Source organism: Paucibacter aquatile, from assembly GCF_002885975.1.
In the GTDB taxonomy this organism is placed as follows: domain Bacteria; phylum Pseudomonadota; class Gammaproteobacteria; order Burkholderiales; family Burkholderiaceae_C; genus Paucibacter_A; species Paucibacter_A aquatilis.
This window is the reverse complement of record NZ_POSP01000001.1, coordinates 74414-91840: the sequence shown is the minus strand read 5'-3', so window position 1 is coordinate 91840 and position 17427 is coordinate 74414. Positions and strand designations below refer to the sequence as shown.

General features: G+C 68.1%; 16 protein-coding genes. 4 read left to right on the top strand and 12 right to left on the bottom strand.

Going from position 1 to position 17427, the window contains the following annotated elements; genetic code table 11:
- Positions 1-69: 69 nt before the first annotated feature.
- From C1O66_RS00495 to C1O66_RS00485, 3 genes are all read right to left on the bottom strand, one after another.
- Entirely contained in the window at positions 70-540 is a 471-nt protein-coding gene (locus C1O66_RS00495) for an Lrp/AsnC family transcriptional regulator (RefSeq protein WP_102766058.1), read from the bottom strand.
- 4 nt (positions 541-544) lie between these two features.
- A complete protein-coding gene (locus tag C1O66_RS00490; protein WP_243392650.1) occupies positions 545-1597 on the bottom strand; it encodes a transglycosylase SLT domain-containing protein in 1053 nt (350 codons plus the stop codon).
- A 133-nt stretch (positions 1598-1730) separates the two neighbouring features.
- Entirely contained in the window at positions 1731-2606 is an 876-nt protein-coding gene (locus C1O66_RS00485; protein ID WP_102766057.1) for a substrate-binding periplasmic protein, read from the bottom strand.
- Positions 2607-2948: 342 nt separating this feature from the next.
- Between C1O66_RS00485 and C1O66_RS00480 the strand changes: the two genes are divergently transcribed.
- Positions 2949-3674, top strand: coding sequence for a DUF6683 family protein (locus C1O66_RS00480; protein ID WP_102766056.1), 726 nt, complete (start codon positions 2949-2951; stop codon positions 3672-3674).
- A 21-nt stretch (positions 3675-3695) separates the two neighbouring features.
- On the opposite strand, the gene C1O66_RS00475 is transcribed toward C1O66_RS00480, so the two are convergent.
- Complete coding sequence (locus tag C1O66_RS00475; RefSeq protein ID WP_133155052.1) at positions 3696-4175, bottom strand: GNAT family N-acetyltransferase; 480 nt, start codon at positions 4173-4175, stop codon at positions 3696-3698.
- A 52-nt stretch (positions 4176-4227) separates the two neighbouring features.
- Complete coding sequence (locus C1O66_RS00470; RefSeq protein ID WP_243392649.1) at positions 4228-4695, bottom strand: rhodanese-like domain-containing protein; 468 nt, start codon at positions 4693-4695, stop codon at positions 4228-4230.
- 122 nt (positions 4696-4817) lie between these two features.
- Here C1O66_RS00470 and pdxR point away from each other — a divergent pair, with 122 nt between their 5' ends.
- The gene (gene pdxR / locus C1O66_RS00465) at positions 4818-6296 is read left to right on the top strand and encodes a MocR-like pyridoxine biosynthesis transcription factor PdxR (RefSeq protein WP_102766053.1); all 1479 of its coding nucleotides are present in this window, start codon (positions 4818-4820) and stop codon (positions 6294-6296) included.
- On the opposite strand, the gene C1O66_RS00460 is transcribed toward pdxR, so the two are convergent.
- The gene (locus C1O66_RS00460; RefSeq protein WP_165794405.1) at positions 6287-7483 is read right to left on the bottom strand and encodes an alpha/beta fold hydrolase; all 1197 of its coding nucleotides are present in this window, start codon (positions 7481-7483) and stop codon (positions 6287-6289) included. The genes pdxR and C1O66_RS00460 overlap by 10 nt on opposite strands.
- Positions 7484-7589: 106 nt before the next feature.
- On the opposite strand from C1O66_RS00460, the gene C1O66_RS00455 reads away from it, so the two are divergent.
- Complete coding sequence (locus C1O66_RS00455) at positions 7590-8519, top strand: LysR substrate-binding domain-containing protein (protein WP_243392648.1); 930 nt, start codon at positions 7590-7592, stop codon at positions 8517-8519.
- Between the two features lie 23 nt (positions 8520-8542).
- Here the strand turns inward: C1O66_RS00455 and C1O66_RS00450 are convergent, their stop codons facing one another.
- From C1O66_RS00450 to C1O66_RS00435, 4 genes are all read right to left on the bottom strand, one after another.
- Complete coding sequence (locus C1O66_RS00450) at positions 8543-10141, bottom strand: oleate hydratase (protein ID WP_102766563.1); 1599 nt, start codon at positions 10139-10141, stop codon at positions 8543-8545.
- 319 nt (positions 10142-10460) lie between these two features.
- Entirely contained in the window at positions 10461-11033 is a 573-nt protein-coding gene (locus tag C1O66_RS00445) for a Crp/Fnr family transcriptional regulator (protein ID WP_102766051.1), read from the bottom strand.
- A 60-nt stretch (positions 11034-11093) separates the two neighbouring features.
- Positions 11094-12206, bottom strand: a complete 1113-nt coding sequence (locus tag C1O66_RS00440; protein WP_102766050.1) for a calcium:cation antiporter — start codon at positions 12204-12206, stop codon at positions 11094-11096.
- Between the two features lie 63 nt (positions 12207-12269).
- On the bottom strand, positions 12270-13919 hold the full coding sequence (locus C1O66_RS00435) for a magnesium transporter CorA family protein (RefSeq protein ID WP_102766049.1): 1650 nt from the start codon (positions 13917-13919) through the stop codon (positions 12270-12272).
- Positions 13920-14049: 130 nt separating this feature from the next.
- Here C1O66_RS00435 and C1O66_RS00430 point away from each other — a divergent pair, with 130 nt between their 5' ends.
- Complete coding sequence (locus C1O66_RS00430; protein ID WP_102766048.1) at positions 14050-14877, top strand: hypothetical protein; 828 nt, start codon at positions 14050-14052, stop codon at positions 14875-14877.
- A gap of 22 nt (positions 14878-14899) precedes the next feature.
- Here C1O66_RS00430 and C1O66_RS00425 read toward each other — a convergent pair whose 3' ends face one another.
- Positions 14900-16108: a DUF5009 domain-containing protein gene (locus C1O66_RS00425; protein ID WP_165794404.1), complete on the bottom strand. Its 1209-nt coding sequence runs from the start codon at positions 16106-16108 to the stop codon at positions 14900-14902.
- 166 nt (positions 16109-16274) lie between these two features.
- Positions 16275-17201, bottom strand: coding sequence for a LysR family transcriptional regulator (locus C1O66_RS00420; RefSeq protein ID WP_102766046.1), 927 nt, complete (start codon positions 17199-17201; stop codon positions 16275-16277).
- Positions 17202-17427 lie beyond the last annotated feature (226 nt).

Genomic DNA, 17427 nt, shown 5'->3' with positions numbered 1-17427 from the left:
TCAGTGTCGGCAAGCCCCGGCGTCGCCCGGCGGCGTTTTCGATGGCCTTCGCGCCGCCAAACCGCAAACTCAATCGGCCAAGGGCAGCGCCAGGCCCCGCTTGGCACTTTCAAGCACAAAGGTGCTGCGAAACTTCTTGATGTTGGGGTCGTCAAAGAACAGCTCACGGCTCAAGCGTTCGAAGGACGCCAGGTCGGCCGCGGCGATCAGGAGCACGAAGTCGCTGGCGCCGGCCACATACCAGCACTGCTGCACCTCGGGCCGCGCAACCATGCGGCGCTTGAAGCCATCGATCACCGCCTCACGGCTGGCTTCGGCCAGTTCCACCTCGACCAGCACGCTGACGCCCAGGCCCACCGCCTGCGCGTCGACCAGCGCCACCTCCGCGCGGATCACGCCGGTCTCGCGCAGGCGCTTGATGCGGCGCTGCACGGCCGTCGCCGACAGGCCGACGCTGTGAGCGATCTGCTCCGCGCTCTGCCGGCAGTCCTGTTGCATCAGATCCAGAATCTGCCGGTCAAACTTATCGAGGGTCGCCATCGTTTCAGGGCCTCTTTGGCGCGACAGGGCGCCAGAAATCCAGCATCGGCGAGGGTGGTGTCACCGCGGCATCGAAAGGGTGGCTTCGCTGCCCATGCACGGCGGTCAGAATGCGTCGCACATAAGCGCGAGTCTCTGCGTAGGGCGGCACGCCGCGGTAACGCTCCACCGCCCGTTCACCGGCGTTGTAGCCGGCCAGGGCCAGGGCGACATCGCCCTCGAAGTAAGCCAGCAGCCAGCGCAGATAGGCCATGCCACCACGGATGTTCTGCGTCGGGTCGGTCAGACGGCTGACCTTGAAGCGGCGGGCGGTGTCGGGCATCAGCTGCATCAAGCCTTGAGCGTTCTTGGGCGACAAGGCTGCCGGGTCGAAGTTCGATTCAGTGGCCATGACGGCCAGCACCAAGGCCGGAGCCAGCCGGTACTCGGGCGCCACCTGCTGGACGAAATCGACGATGGCCGCCGGTGCCTGCGCCGGCGGCGGCATCGCGGGCCAGTCTTGCGAGCGAGCCGGGGCTGACCCTTTTGCGCCAGGTTTCTGAGCCGCAATCACCGGCTTGGGCGGGAGCACATCGGCCTCGGGCGGGCGCAGGCAAGGCGGCGGCTCGCCCATCGGCGTGCCGCCCATGGCAGCCAGCATGCGCTCGGCCTGGGCGATGCCCTGCTCGGCCGCGGCGGCAAACAAATGGGCTGCTTCTGCGTCGTTGCGGGCGATGCCGCGGTCGTGGCTGAGCATCCAGGCCAGGCTGTACTGTGATTCCGCATCGCCGTAGCGCGAGGCGCGGCAGTACAGCGCCGCCGCCGCCGCCGGGTCGCGCGGCATGCCGTTGGCGCCATGCTCCAGCGCTTTGGCCTCCTCGCGCCAGCGCAGCACCTGGGAGGGCACGACCAGAGCCCGATCGGGCGGCGGGCCGCTGGGGCGCGGCAGCTGCTCCAGGGTCAGCAAGGGCGCGGGGCTTGACGATGCGGGGACCTGGGCCGAGGCGGCTGAGCTCAGCAGCAGGGCCAGGCAGGCCGAGAGTACGGGAAACAGCGCGAACAAGTTGACAGGCTTCACGGCGCGCAGTGTAGGGGGCGGCCCAGGCCGGCAGGGGCGCCGCCCGAGGGAGAGCAGGGGCGGATCCCAAAGAAAGCAGCCGAGCACCGGCTCGCGGTGCAAACACCTGGGATCACCATGGACCGTCGAACGCTCACCCGCTCGCGCGGCCGGGTTCTTCCCACAGCTCAGCCCGGCGCAAGGGCGTCGCGGCCGGCAACAAGGGATTGTGCAGGTTCAGCACCTGGCGTTCGTGCAGCGCCAGGCGCTTGAACTGGGGACGCATGTGCTGAGCGAACAGCGCTTGCCAGAGACCTTCGCTGACGATGCGCTCCAGGCCGCGGCTGAGATCCTCGGCCAGTCCCGGGTCACGCGGGCTGACAAAGAAATAGAACGCAGTCGGGTAGCGCAGCATCAGCCCCGGCGCAATCGCAAGCTGGTAAGGGACACCAAAGCGTTGCAGATCGTCCTCGATTTCCAGCACCGAGCGCGGGAAGAAATCGGTACGGCCGCGCTGCAACATGGCGAACAGGTTTTCGTAGCTGCTGCCGGTGCCCACTTGCAAGCCATTGGCCCGGAGGATTTGCGTGTCAGGCCAGTCATGCATCTGCCCAGCCACCACGCCGCGCAAGCCATCGAGGTGGCGCACCCCAGCGAAGCGCGCCTGATCCTGCTTGCGCACCAGCAGCAAACGCCAGCCCATCAAGCCGCGATCCAGCGGGATGCGCAAGGGCAGCAAGTCGCGCTCGCGCGCATCGCTGGTCATGCTCCACAGCAGATTCAAGGCCCCCTGGCCTGTAGCCAGGGCGCGGATTGCGCGCTCCTGACCCACGGGTTGGGGAACCGCTTGCAGGCTGTAGCTGACACCGCAATGCGCAATCGCCAGCCTCAACACCTCAATGCAGTACTGCCGAAACGGATCGTCCGGGCCGCCAAACACCGGGTAGCTGATCTGGCACGGGCTGGCCCTGAGCGGACTCGCGCCCAGACCGGTGGCAGCCAAGCTCAGCAAAACACGACGGCGATCCATGGGGCAGCGGAGGTGGCAGGCATGAGGGAGGCGGGTGGCAAGCGCTCAAGGCCAAGACCAGGAGCTTCCAGCACATTGTGGAGCGAGCCATCGCGGCTGTCACCCCGGGCTAGGGCGGCGTCCGCGCCAACCCACAAGCGCAGACAGGCCCGACTTGTCCATCCCGAGTTTCTGAAGTGTCCGGTAACAAAACCGTTAGGTCGAGTGGCCGCTTCGACGCAGCCTGCCACTAGACTGCGGGCCAGCTTGGCAGGCCGCAGGGTGCGGCCCAATCGGGAGTTGAAGATGCACTCACATCCAGGAACTGAAGCCATCCAGACAGGATCGACGGCATGGCGACACATGCGCCTGGCGCTCGGTGGCTTGCTGCTAGCCAGCGCGGGCCAATCGGCCTTGGCCTTTGACATTCCGCCGCCCCCGCCGCCGATGTACCAAGGACTGATCTTCCCGCTCTTCCCGGGCTCCTCGGCCGTGCCTTTCTCGGGCCAATCCGGCAGCAGCAGCTCCAGCAAGACCAGCGCAGGCAAAAGCAGCAGCGCCAGCCCGGTTAACGCGGCCACGCTGGCAGCCGAGCCGGCTCGGGTGCAAGCCCATGCGCGCGAGCTGGCCGCCCTGGTGCCGCCGGCGCAGCGCGAGGCGTTGGCACAGGCCTACAGCCAGGCCTTCGAAGGCTACCTCCAGCTCGAGCGCAAGCTGGGCCTGCCGGAGAACGATGTGGCCAATGGCCTGGCCGCCTTCATCGCCGGCAACTACATGGCGCTGAACCAGGTCGAGGTGCCCGACGCCAGCTTTGTGCGCCTGGCCGCCCAGCTGCGCGAAGCGCTGCCGCGCAACCCCGGCTTCAGCACCATGAGCGGCGCCGCCAAGCGCAAGCTCTACGAGCAAAGCGCCATGCAAGGCACCTTCATGGCCGTGGCCCGGCTGGCCTTTTTGAAACAGCCCCAGCCGGCGGCCGAGCAGAACTACCGCGCCGCCGCGCGCGCCAGCCTGGAGGCTGCGCTGAAGGTGCCGGCCGAGCAGATCCGCATCGATGCACAAGGCCTTCACCTCGGCAAGGCCACGCCCTGAAGTCGCCAGCCGCCGCGGCCTTCAGGCCGGCAGCGCCAGGATGAAGCGCCGCTTGGCCAGCTCCTGCGCGCCCTGGCGGCGGTAGAAGCGGGCGGCGGCCTCGTTCCAGTCCGGCGTCTGCCACTGCAGCTCGCGGCAGCCCTGGGCGTGGGCATGGCGGCTGGCCCGCTGCAGCAAGACCTGACCCCAACCTTGGCCACGCACGGCCGGCTCCAGGTAGAGGCAGTCGAGATGCGCGAATCGCTCGGCGGCCAAGGTGGAGAAGTCCAGCGTCAGGCTGGCATAGCCCTGCGCCTGAGCAGCATGGCCTGGCTGCAGAGACGGCGGCGGCCCCCAGAGCAGCCAGGCCTGCAGGCGCTCTTGCTGCAAAGCCCGCTCCAGGCGCTGCTGGCGCGCAGCGCCTGCTTGGCGGCCCATGGGCAGCACGATCCCTTCGAAGGCCGCATGGGCCGCGCCCAAGCGCATCAGGGCCTCGGCGTCGCCGGGCACGGCGCGTCGCACGATCAGGGGCGCAGGCCGAAGGCGCGCTCGCCCCTCCACCCCGAGCGCCGCCTCAGCAGGCACAGGCGATCAGCGCGTGGCCACGCATGCTGCCGGGCGCCTCGCCCAGCGCCACGGGGTGGCCGTCGCGCTTCCAGAAGTCCAGGCCGCCCAGCATTTCCTTGACCTGGAAGCCCAGCAAGGCCAGCTTGAGCGCCCCCTTGGTGGAGCCATTGCAGCCGATGCCATCGCAGTAGGTCACATAGGTCTTGCTGCGGTCCAGGCTGGCGGTGCTGGCTGCGTTCATCAATCGGTGCGGCAGGCTCAGCGCGCCCGGCACATGGCCGGCGGCGTACTGCGCCTCGGAGCGGGTGTCGATGACGACCAGCGCGGCGATGCCCGCACTCAAGTCCTCGGCCACATCCCAGGCGTCGGCATGAAAGCGCAGCTTGGCGGCCATGAAGGCGGCACTCTCGGCGGGGCTGGGGGCGGGGTGAGACAAGACCAGGGACATGCCCGATTCTTCAGAAACAGTGCTCACAGAAAACATCCTTTGCGAAGTGAAGCCGGTGGTGGCCAGCCGGCGCTGCGCCACACGACACGGCCACTGTGCGCCGCATTGGCCTTAGCATTGAGTCCAATTTTTTCAAATCGATAAGACCCATGCCTCCATCCCGCCTCTGGCTGCAATGGTTCGAGCGCGGCGCCGCCCCGGGCCTGGGCCGGCGCGAGCAGCTCTGCGCCAGCTTGCGCCAGGCCATGCGCGAGGGCGACCTGCAGTTGGGCGAGCGCCTGCCCTCGAGCCGGATGCTGGCCGCCGACCTGGGCCTGTCGCGGGTGACGGTGGAGGCGGCCTACGGCCAGCTGGAGGCCGAGGGCTACTTGAGCCGCCGCATCGGCCAAGGCAGCTTTGTGGCCTTCGCCCGGGCGCCCGAGGCGGCGCCGCGGACCCCTGCCGGCGCGCGCGTCGCGCACCTGAACATGCGCCCGCCCCCGCTCTCGCAGCGTGGCCAACGCATCGCCGATGGCGGCGCCTGCGAGGACCCGCGGCGCCCCCTGCCCTTTGCCGCCGGCAGCCCCGATCTGCGCGCCTTTCCCCTGCCGCTCTGGCGCCAGCTGATCAAGCGCCGGCTCAGCGACGCGGGCGGGCGCGAACTGCTGGGCTATGGCGAACCCCAAGGCCTGGCCTGCCTGCGCGAGGCGATTGCCGGCTACTTGCGCCAGGCGCGTGGCCTGCGCTGCAGTGCCGAACAGGTGCTGGTGCTGACCAGCTCGCAGCAGGCTTTGCAATTGCTGGCCGGCATGCTGCTCGACGAGGGCGACCGCGTCTGGATGGAAGAGCCCGGCTACCGCGGCGCCGCCACCGCCTTTGCCGCAGCGGGCGCGCGGCTGCGGCCGGTGCCAGTGGATGCGCACGGTCTGTGTCCGCCCGAGCGGGGCTCAGAGCCGCCCCCGCGCCTGATCTACCTGACGCCCTCGCACCAATACCCCAGCGGCGTGGCCCTGAGCCTGGCCCGACGCCAGGCCTTGCTGGAGCTGGCGCGGCGCGAAGGCTGCTGGTTGATCGAAGACGACTACGACAGCGAGTTCCACTACGAGGGCCGACCCATGCCCGCGCTGCAAGGCCTGCAGCCCGAGCAGGAGCCGGGCCGGGTGCTTTACCTGGGCACCTTCTCCAAGGCCTTGTTCCCTTCGCTGCGCCTGGCTTATCTGGTGCTGCCGCCGGAGCTGGTGGCGCCGCTGTGCACCGCACGCAGCATCCAGGACGGGCACAGCGCCCTGCTGCCCCAGGCCGTCACGGCCGACTTCATCAGCCAGGGTCATTTCGCCGCCCATCTGCGCCTGATGCGCCAGCTCTACCGCCAGCGACGCGAGGTGCTGATGAACGAGCTGCAGGCCCGGGTCGGCGATTGGCTGCGCCCACAGCCCAGCCCGGGCGGCTTGCAGATCGCCGCCCTGCTGCCGCCGGGTGAAGAAGCGAGCTGGAGCCGACGCGCGGCCGGCGCTGGCTTGCTGACGCCCAGCCTCAGCGCACTCTACCGAGGCCCGGCTCGATTGGACGGCTGGCTGCTGGGCTTTGCCGCCCTGACGCCGGCCGAGATCGTGGTCGCGGTGCAGGCCCTGGCCAGGCTTCAGCGCTGAGCGGCCGGCGAGCGCAGGAAAGCCTGCACCCGCGCTGCCCAGGCCGCGCCTTGCTCGATGAAGGGGCGGTGACCCGATTGCTCAAACACCTCAGTCTCCGCCCGGGCCTGCGGGCCCAGGGCCTCGCGCATCTCGTTCAGCACCTGGGGCGGCGCCACCGGGTCGTAGCGGCCGGTCAGCAGCAGGGTGGGCGCTGACACGGCCTTCAGCCGGGGCAGCAGTTCCACACCGGCCAGCGTGCCGCCGACGCGGCGCTCCGGATCAGGGCCCAGCATGGCGCGATAGACATCCAGATTCAGAGCATCGCGCGGGTCGCCACTGGGCGCCGCTTTCGGGTGACTGGCAGCCCGATCGGCCCAGTACAGCGGCGCGAAGGCTTCACCGAGCAGGCCTTGCTCTCGCAAGGTTTGCAAGGCCTGCCAACGCTCAGGATGGTGGCGCTGCAATTGCGCTTCGAAATGGTCAATCTGCGCCTGCCAGCTGCGTGCCCCGTGCAAGGTATTGCCCAGAACCAGATGGTCCACCGCTTGCGGGTAGCGGCTGGCGTAGGCCTGTGCCACCAGGCCGCCGTAGGAATGCCCATAAACCGCCAGCGTGGCCACACCGAGGTGGCGGCGCAGTCGTTCCACATCCTCGGCATCGCGTTCCACCGTGTAGCGCGAGGGATCGGCCAGGCGGGCCGACCGGCCCCGGCCGATGTTGTCCAGCACCACCACAGTGTGTTCTTGCGCCAGCACGCGGAACCAGCGCCGCAAGCCGTAGCCGCTACCGCCCGGGCCGCCAGGGAGCACCACCAGCACGGGGCCTTGACCCATGCTGGCATAGGCCAGCGAGCCATCCGGCGTGGCAATGCGATGCTCGGACCAAGCGGCTGGCTGCACAGCGCCCGGCAGCAGGGCGTTTGCAGCGGGGCCGTTGGACGCAGAAGGGGCGGAGCTTGCCGTCGAGTTCAGCGCCGGGGCCGATGCCACAGGCTCGCGGAAGGCAAGGCGCCGATCTCGCAGGAGCGCTGGGCCAGAGCCAGCCGCAGCCGGTGGCATGGCCTGGAGGGCGCCCAGCACACCGTCAGCGGCCCCGCTTGGAACCGCCAGTACCAGCGCCAGAGCCGACAGCATGGCGGCCCCCAGCACCAAGGTCCATGCATGGCGCGCTCTCGGCTTCCGACGGGTCTGAGGTTGTGGCGTCATGTTCAGCTCCTGAATCTCGTAAAAGTCATGGCTGGACATGCTAAGTTTTCAATAAGCATGGGAAAAGCAGGAATTTCTGGCCGGATTGGATAGTTAAACTTTCCAGATGATTTCTGCCGCCCGCCTTCCCTTGCAATACCTGGCCGCATTTCGTGCCACCGCCCGCAGCGAGAACGTGCGCGCCGCCGCCGAGCAACTGCACCTCACGCACAGCGCCGTCAGCCAGCAGATCAAGTCGCTGGAGGCGCAGCTGGGTTATCCGCTGTTCGAGCGCCAGGGGCGTGGCATCCGCCTGAACGCCGCCGGCCGCGCCCTGCACAACGCGCTCGAGCGCGCCTGGACCGAGCTGGAGCTGGGCCTGCGTGCGGCCAGCGCCGCCAGCGGCAGCGCCATGCAAAGCCTCAAGCTCACCTGCACGCCCTCCTTCGCGCAGCGCTGGTTGATCCCGCGCCTGGGCCGCTGGCAGGCCGAGCATCCGCACATTGCGCTCAAACTCTTCACCCTGCAGCGCGTGATCGATCTGGAGCAGGAGGGCTTTCACCTCGCCCTGCGCCAGGGCGTGGGCCCTTGGCCCGGCCTGATCAACGAGGTGATGATGGAATCACGCCAGATCGTGGTGGCCGCGCCGGCCCTGGCCCAGCGCCTGATGGGGGCCTCGCCCGATGGCCTGGCCGCGACCCTGGCCGACGAGCCCCTGCTCGGAGATGCCGAGCAATGGACGCAGTGGTTCGCCCTGGCCGGCCTGGCGCGCCGCATCTCGCCCAGCGCCAGCTTCAACGACGGCGGCCTGCTGGTGCAGGCGGCCGAGGCCGGCATGGGCATCGCCCTGGCCCGCGAGCTGCTGGCGGCCGATGCCTTGCTGGATGGCCGCCTGGTGCGCCTGCCCGGGCCGGTGCTGGAAGGCGCGGTACAGCGCCGTTATCACATCGTCTACCCGCCCGCCCTGAAGGACGAGCCCGCCCTGCGCACCCTTTGCAACTGGCTGCATGAGGAAATGGCGAACTCGGCCCGACAGTTGCGAGGGATGGAGGTCTGAACGACCAAGCAAATGCTAACGACTCATTTCAACGCTTTGACCAAGGCATCCAGCTGGACCTTGAGCGAATGGTCGTGGCGCAGGATGGGCGGCACCGGGCGCGGCACATTCAGCAGCTGGTAGACGGCCATCTGCGCGGCGCGCACCGAGTATTCGACGGTGAAGACCACATCGTCCGGGATCTCGACAAACTGGCTGACAAAGGCCAGATTGCGCGAGTTCCTGGGCACCGGCAGCGGCCGGTCGCTGAGCGCGCGCGGCATGAACATGCTGGTGATGTAAGGCATGCGGCAAGGGATGCAGTTGGCCTGGGCAACGGCCCCGAGATCGAAGCGCAGATGGCCGCAGAGCTCGCGCAGGATCTCTTCGCCCGTGCATTCGGACATGGGCTTGGCCACGAAGTCACCGACGCGATCGGGGAACAAGGCATAACCCCAGAACACCTGGACATCGGCCGGCTGATTGGCAAAGTGTGGCTGGTGGGCCAGGACGATGGACATCAGCCAGTTCGAGTCCTTGAAGGTCACCAGGCCGCCGGTGCCCGGCTCATTGCCGCTGAAGGCGCGCATCTTGTCGAAGAAGGCCGTGTCCTTGAGCGTGACGGTGAAGGACTCCCACATGGACTCGGCAATGCTGCTGTTGAAGGCCGCCGGATTGCCGAACTCAGGCCGGCCCTGGGCCAGCTTTTCCCACAAGGCCCAGCCCTGGCTGTCCTGCTTGTTCAGCTTCGGCGGCGCGCTGTGCATGGAGCCCAGGCTGGAGGCATCGGTCATGGAGCCGTTCTGGAGAAACACCAGGTCCTGCGGGCCGAGCGCTATGCGCTCGGCCTGGCCGGCGCGCTGGCAGCAGATGGCGGTGACCTGGAACTGGCCTTCGGTCTCGACATGCTCCAGGTCGGTGACCTGGCAGTCCATCACGAAGTTCACGCCCTGCTCGCGCAGCCAGGCCTGCAGCGGCCGAACGAAAGAGTCGTACTGGTTGTAGACCGTGCGCTTGACACCGCCCAGGGTTTCGATGCGCGAGAACTCCATCATGAAGCGATGCAGATAGCGCTTGAACTCGACGGCACTGTGCCAGGGTTGGAAGGCAAAGGTGGTGGCCCACATGAACCAGAACTCGGTCTCGAAGAAGGCCGGCGACAGCCAGTCGGTGATGGTGCTGGTGCCCAGCTCCTCTTCGCTGGCATTGGAGAGCTTGAGCAGTTCCAGGCGGTCGTGCATGGAAAAACCCATGGACTCGACCGGCACCTTGGCGCGCTGGCGGTTGACCAGGCGGGCTTGCGAATGGGCCTTGTACTTTTCGTTGAAATCCAGGGTTTCGCCGAGCACGCTCTGGCCCGGGTGTTCCAGCGAGGGGATGGACTTGAACAGGTCCCAGGTGCACTCGTAGTTGTCGGTGGTCAGCATGCGGCCGCCACGCAGCGAGTAGCCGCGCTCGGCATCACCGGCGCCATCCAGGCTGCCGCCCATCAAAGGCAAGGCTTCCAGGATGTGGATCTGCGCGCCGGCCACGCCGGCATCGCGGATCATGAAGGCCGCGGCGGCCATGGAGCCGATGCCGCCGCCCAGCAGGTAGGCGCGGAACGAGGGATCGATGGGGCGGGTCGATTGGGGCGTGGTCATGTCAAAGCTCGCTTTCATGTCAGGGGTGGCAGCCGATCCTTCAGGAATCCGCTGAACCTCACCGTTCGCCAGGGAACAGGTGAAGGCATGGGCGTAGCTTGGCGCCGCGCAGGCGGCTGACAAATGATCCGGATCAATCGACCGGAGTGGCGTGGCGGAGCTTTGACTTGGGTCAACCCGCGTGCTCACGGAGCCCGGTTTTCGTCGCGAGCGCTCGGCAGGCTAGGCGGCAGGAGCTGAAGGACCGGAACGTACTTCCTGTACGTGAGGATCCTGAAGCGAGGGCCAACGACGCATGGCGAGGGCGCAGCAGGAAACCTCAGCTTCGCAGGCGCTTGCGGATGCGGCTCAAGGCCTCGGGCGTCACGCCCAGGTAGTGGGCCAAGTCGCGCTGCTGCACCCGCTCGGCCAAGGCCGGCTGGCTGCGCAGAAAGGCCTGGTAGCGCTCGTCGGGGCGCAGGGTCAGCAGCTCGCGTTCGCGCTGCTCCTTGCGCACGATGTGCCAGGCCAAGAGCTGACGGATGGCGCGCTGCCAGGCCGGGTGGCGCTCGGTCAGCGCATGCATGGCGGCAAAGTCCACCTGCTCGATCTGGCAATCCTCCAGGGCCACGGCGGCATAGTCGGTCTTGCCTCCGGCCACCAGCACATTGGGGCAGGCGAAAAAGTCGCCCTCGCCGATGAAGGACTTGATCCACTCCTCGCCCGCCTCATTGCTGTAGCTGAGCTTGACCATGCCCTGGCGCAGCACATACACAAAAGGCTGCCACTGGCCGATGCTGAACACATCGTCGCCGCGGGCGTAGTGGCCCAGGCGGTAGCCGGGCTCCAGCAAAGCCCAGTCAGGCAGGGGCGCGCCGGCGGCGCCTTCGAGAAGAAGTCGGGTTTGCTGCATCAATCAGGGAAAGAACCAACCACACAAATCACTCGGCAGGCGCGAGCACGCGCCCATCGATCAGGGCACCACGGCCAGGAAACAGAAGACGGCAAACAGCACCAGATGCACGGCGCCTTGCAGCACGGTGGCGCGGCCGCTGCCCAGGGTCAGGGTGGCCACCACCACCGTCAGCAGGAACAGCACCATGCTGGTGTTGGACAGCCCAAGCACCAGGGGATAGGGGAAGAACAGGGACAGCAGGGCCACGGCCGGGATGGTCAGGCCGATGCTGGCCACACCCGAGCCCAGGGCCAGGTTGAGGCTGGTCTGCAGGCGCTTGCGCAGGGCCGCGCGCACGGCGGCCACGGTCTCGGGCAGCAGCACCAGCAAGGCCACGATCACGCCGACCACGGACGGCGGCGCGCCGGCCGCACGCACGCCGGCCTCGATGCCCGGCGCCAGCAGCTTGGCCAGGCCCACCACGCCGACCAGGCAGGCCAGCAGCAGCACCACGCTCCAGGCCGCCACGCCGGCCGAGGGGCGCTCGGCCGCCTGCTCACCCTCTTCGGTTTCAATCGGCAGGAAGTACTCGCGGTGCCGCACCGTCTGCACAAAGACGAAGGCGCCGTAAAGCACCAGGGACACCAGGCCGGCAAACATCAGCTGGGCGGTGGAAAAAGTCGGGCCCGGTGTGCTGGTGGTGAAGCTGGGCAGCACCAAGGTCAGGGTGGCCAGGGCCACCAGCACGGCCAGGGTCGGGCTGGTGGCCTCGACGCGGAAGGCCAGCACCTTGTGACGCAGGCCGCCCAGCAGCAGGCACAAGCCGACCACGCCGTTGCAGACAATCATCAGGGCCGAGAACACCGTGTCACGGGCCAGGGCGTTGGAGCTCTCGCCGCCAGCCAGCATCAGGGACACGATCAGCGCCACCTCGATCACCGTCACCGCCACGGCCAGCACCAGGGAACCGAACGGTTCACCCACGCGGTGGGCCACCACCTCGGCATGGTGGACGGCTGACAAGACCGCTGCCATCAGCAGCAAGGCCAGGGGCAACATCCACCAACCGGCCACGTCTTGGCCCAGATGGCTGATGCCCCACAGGCCCAGCAAGGCCAGCACAGGCGAAACCAAACACCAGGCGGGCAAGGCCGGCGGCAAGCGAAACGGGGCAGCGGAATTTCGATTCATCGCGCGAGCATAAAGGCTCGCGAATTCACCGCGCCGGCCGGGCCAAATCCAGCGCAGCGTGTATCAGCCCGGGCCACTCCGCCAGACCGCCGCAAAGGCCCGCAACTTGTCCCAGGCGCCGAGGCGCTCGTCCGACAAGGCATCGAGAAAATCGGACAGGCGCTTGGACTTGACCATGGTGTACACGGTCAAAGCCGAGGTCACCACCAGCACACCGACGAAATAGGCCAGGCGTTCGGTCCAGGGCGCATCGGCCGCGGCCAGCAAGTTCATGCCCAGGAAACCGGTGGTGATGGTGCCCACCAGGCCGAAGATGGTGACCACGGTCAGGCGCACCACGGTGTTGGCCTGACGACGGATGCTGTCGGTCTCCAGGTAATCGCTCATGTCGGTGACGCGTTGCTTGACCTCGGCATGCAGGGCATCCAGGCCCAGATGCTCGGCGCACATGCGGAACAAGGCGCGTGACTGCGCCTGTTCGGCCACATCGTGAAACCAGTAGCGGTGGGTGAAGCGCAGAAAGCCCTCGAAAGCCGAGCGGATGGCGCGCTTGAAGCGGCGCACGTTTTCGGGGTCTTGCACATTGAGCCGGCGCAGCGCCTCGACCAGGCGGTCCGAGAACATCAGCAGGGCCGCCTTCTGGAAATGCGCAATCAGGAAGATCAGGAAATGCTGGTGCCGGAACTGGGCCAGCACGCCGCGGTCGCGACAGGCGAAGAAATCCGCATCGGCCCGCCCCACCACCACCAGGGCATGGCCGCTGCACAGATAGCGCGTCTGCGGCGCCGCGCCGACGTCGCTCCAGAATCGGTCGTAGCAATAGCGCCGCTCAAAGTCGCTCAGATGGTCCTCGCCGTAAGGCAGGCTGCCCTCCTGCGCCACCGGGCCGGAGCCGGTGACCAGGCCCAGGCGCACGAAATCGCTGCGCGTCAGCGCGCGTGGATCGTCCACCGCCAGGTAGGCCATCATGGGCATGCGGTAGTACTCGATCTGGCGGTAGCTGAGCGCCCCGGGGCTCGGCTCCCCGGCATGGTTGACCAGGGGGCGCAGCAGCCAGTCCCAGTGCCGGGCCAGGCGCGGCGCGCGGTGGCGGTGCACATGTTCGATGAAGCGCTCGCGCTCGCGGCTGTCCGAGCTGGACAAGACCTGACCCTCGCCGTCCAGCCATTCGGCCTGGGCCAGGCAATGCAGGGGCAGGCCTTGGGCGTCCCAGCCCGGCGGGTAGGCGCGGCCCAGGCGGTACATCAGCTCCTGCGCCTGGGACAAGCTCAGGTCGGCGCTGCTGACCTCGACATTCAGCAGCACCACATCGACATCGAAGAAGAAGTAGAGGTCGACATGGACCACCTCCAGCAGCAGCGGCGCGTCCTGCGGCCGCGTCTGCACGCGCAGCTGTTTGACGTCGTGGCGGCGGAACACCTTCATGCCCGAGCCGGCGCCGCCCTCGGCGCCCTCGCCGTAGAGAAAGCGCTGCACATAGGGCAGAAAGGTGACGAACTCCTGGTAGTGGCGCTCGTGGAAGTTCTGCGGCCCGCCGGTGTACTCGTCGGCGACTTCGCGCCAGGGGCTGTCGGCCACGGCGGCCAGACGCTCCCAGGGGCGGCGCGGTGCACCGGGCGCATCGCCCAGCGGCATCAGGCGCAGCGGCCAGAGCAGGATCTGATGCAGGCGCTGCACGCGCGGGCTGACGGCATGGGGGTCCGAAGCGGGCATGGCGGGGCGTGAGCAGGAAGGGAAGCGCCATCATCGGCCGGCCGCGGCTGCCGTCAAGGGCTCATGAGCCAGCGCTCTCCCGGCCTGTTTCGGGCTTGCCCACGCGGGCCTGGAGTGACACCATGACGAAATGATGACATTGACCGTCGCCGAATGGCGCACCCTGCTGAGCACGGTCGCCGTCTTCAACATCCTGGCCTGGCTGCTGGCCACGGCGCTGCTGCAGCGGCGCCGAGCGGCACTTGGCGACGAGCTCTTCCTGATGCGGCGCTGGCAGTTGCTGCTCTCGGCCGGCTATGTCTTCGGCTGTGCCTACCGCTCCTTTCTGCCGGTCTTCGATGTGCCGCGCCTGGTGCTGGTGGACAGCTGGATGTCCAGCGTGCTGATGGGCCGCTCGGTGGCCACCCTCGCCGAGCTCTGCTTTGTGGCGCAGTGGGCGCTGATGCTGCGCGAGGTGTCCCGGGCCACTGGCAGCCGGGTCGGGCACATCACCTCCTTCTGGATCGTGCCCCTGATCGCGGTGGCGGAGACCTGCTCCTGGTACTCGGTGCTGACCACGGCCAATATCGGCCATGTGCTGGAAGAGTCGATCTGGGGCCTGTGCGCGGGCCTGCTGGTGCTCAGCTTGGTGGCCATCTGGCCGCGCTGCAGCCCGCGCCAGCGCCCCCTGCTGGCGGCCTGGTGTGCGGCCGGTGTGGTCTACGTGGCCTTCATGTTCATGGTCGATGTGCCCATGTACTGGACCCGCTGGCTGGCCGACGAGCTGGCCGGTCGCACTTATCTGAGCCTCAGCCAGGGCTGGATCGATGTGGCCGGCCGCTGGGTGGTGTCACACCGCCAGGAAGACTGGCAGGGCGAGATGCTCTGGATGTCGGCCTACTTCAGCGTCGCGGTCTGGATGAGCATTGCCTTGGTTCACGCGCCGGTGCACCGGCCTGCGCCCCAGGCGCTGCGCTGAATCGGTCGCGCCAAGCGCCCGCTCAGATGCGCAGGCGCACGCCGCGCGCCGCCAGCCACTTGACCAGGCCGGCCACCAGCAAGGCATAGGCCACGCCCGCCAGCACCCCCGGCGCCCCGCTGCGCAGCAGGCTGGGCCAGCCCAGCTGGCCCCAGCTCATGGCCGCGCCGATGACAAAAGGAATCAGATAGGCCAGCAAGGGATGGGCCGCCACCGGCTCCAGCAGCGCCGGCCAGAGCGAACGCCCCCAGCCATCGACCCACTGCGCCAGCGCGGCAAAGATCAGCACGCAGGCCGCCGCACAGTACAAGGCCCAGCTCGGCGTGGCCAGGATCTTGGACACCTTGAACTCCGGCCGCAGCAAGGCCGCCGCCAGCGCCAGCACGGCCGCAAAGATCAAGGCCCAGCGCCAGAGGCGGGCGCGTTGTGAATCACGCTGCGCACCGTAGAACAGCAAGGCCGTGGCACAGCCGCTGAGCACCAGCACTGCATGCGCGAAGTGGCCGTTCTGGCTGAACACGAGGGCCAGGCCCGGTGAGGCCTGAACCGCAGGCAGCCAGTGCAGGGTGGCGTAAGCCACGCTGAGCAGCAGACCGAGCAAGACGCCAGCCAGGCGCCCGCGCGCGAGCAGGTAGACCGCACAGCCGATCAGGTAGGCCCAGCCGATCAGACCCAGAATGCCCCACCACTGCGGGCTCATGCCGCTCTGCCCTTCGGAACCACCACGGTACAGCCAGGCCAGCCCCGCGAACAGGCCCAGGCCGGCCCAGCGCCAGGCGCGCCCGAATGGCGCCCCTCCACGCAGCGAGCCCCACACCAGAAAGGCCGCCAGGTAGATCAGAAGCGTCCAGGCCGCGACAGGCAGCGGCATGGACGCCGCATGAAAGCCGCCCTCCGCATTGACCATGAAGACGCCGATCAGAACCAGGCCCAGCGCTCTTTGCAGCACATGCAGTTGCAGCTGCAAGGTGCTGTCGCCCAGGCGCTGGCGCTGCTGCAGGGCGAAAGGAATGGACATGCCGACGATGAAGAGAAAGGCCGGGAACACTGCATCGACAAAGCTCATGGCGTCGGCATTCGCCGGCATGTGGCGCATCCAGGCCGGCAGTCCGGCCACCCCGCCCCAGGTGTTGACCGTGATCATCACCAGCACGGTCAGCGCCCGGAAGATGTCGATGGCCAGGATGCGGCCGCTGCGCAAGGCCGGCCAGGCCGCAGGCTGAGACGTCATGGACTGGGCATGGGGTCGCGAGGAGGTCGAGGATGAGCTCATGGGCAAACAAGGGAGGTGGGCCTGTTCATGGCGAACAGATGCGCCCGCACTATCGCGGCCCGGAGCTCGGGCCACAAGCCATGCGCCTAAAGACTGTGTAAAGACCTGACGAAGGCCTCGCCCCTCAAGCCTGAGCAAAAGCCCGCAGCACCTCCAGCACCGGTGCCGCGCCAGGCGGCAGCAGGGCCTCGTCGGCATGGACCAGGGCCAGCTCGCGGCTCAGCGGCGGGTTCAGAGGGCGCAGCTGCATTCGCTCGTGGCCGATCAGCCGCTGCGCCTCCTGCTCGCTCTCCAGCGGCAGCAGGGCCGCGCCGTAGCCGGCCGCCACCAGGCTCTTCATCGCCTCGGTGAAATTGAGCTCGATGCGGGCGCTGGGGTTGAAGCCAGCCTGGCCGAACCAGGCCATGGTCATGCGGTACATCTGGGTGCTGCTGTCGTTGAAGATCAGAGGCTTGTCGGCCAGCCAGGCCGGGTCCAGCTGCGCCGGCGCCTGCCAGTCGGCCGGCAGGAATGCCACCATGGGATCGCGCCGCCAGGGCGTGCAACGCAGGCCGGTGCCGCCGGGCAGGGGCAAGGTCACGAGGCCGATGTCCAGGCGCCCGGCATCGAGCCGCGCCAAGGTGTCGGCCGAACCCAGCACGCTGAGCTCCACATCGATACCCGGATGCTGCTGCGCCAGCGCCTCCAGCACCTGCGGCAAGAGATGCACGACCACGCCGGTGGCCGTGCCCAGGCGCACCCGGCCGACCAGGCCGCGCGCATGGCGGCGCACCTGGGCCTCGGCGTCCTCGGCATCGCGCAAAAGCTGGCGGCCGCGCTGCACCAGTTCCTGGCCGGCCGGGGTCAGGCTCAGGCCGGCGGCCCGCGCATCGGCGCGTGGAGCGCCTTTGCGTCGCAGCAGCAGGGTGGCGTCAAGGCGCGACTCCAGCTCGCTGATGTGCAGGCTCACCGTCGGCGGCGCCAGATGCAGGGCCTGGGCGGCGGCGGCAAAGCTACCCAGGTCGGCAATCGCCACCAGGGTACGGATCTGGTCCAGGCTCAGGCATCGCATCAGGTTTCCTGATCTTTTCAATCAGTTCATTCAACTTTTCAAACCATACCTCAAAACCCAAGATGGCGACCACTCCCAAGCCACACGGTGAACGCCATGAACCCCAAGCCCATATCCCAGCGCCTACACGCCCAGCTCCTACATGCTCTGCTGCGCCTACTGGCGCAAGGCCGGCAAGCCCGCCGCCAAGCCTGCCGCGCAAGGGCCGAGCTGCGCGAGATGGATG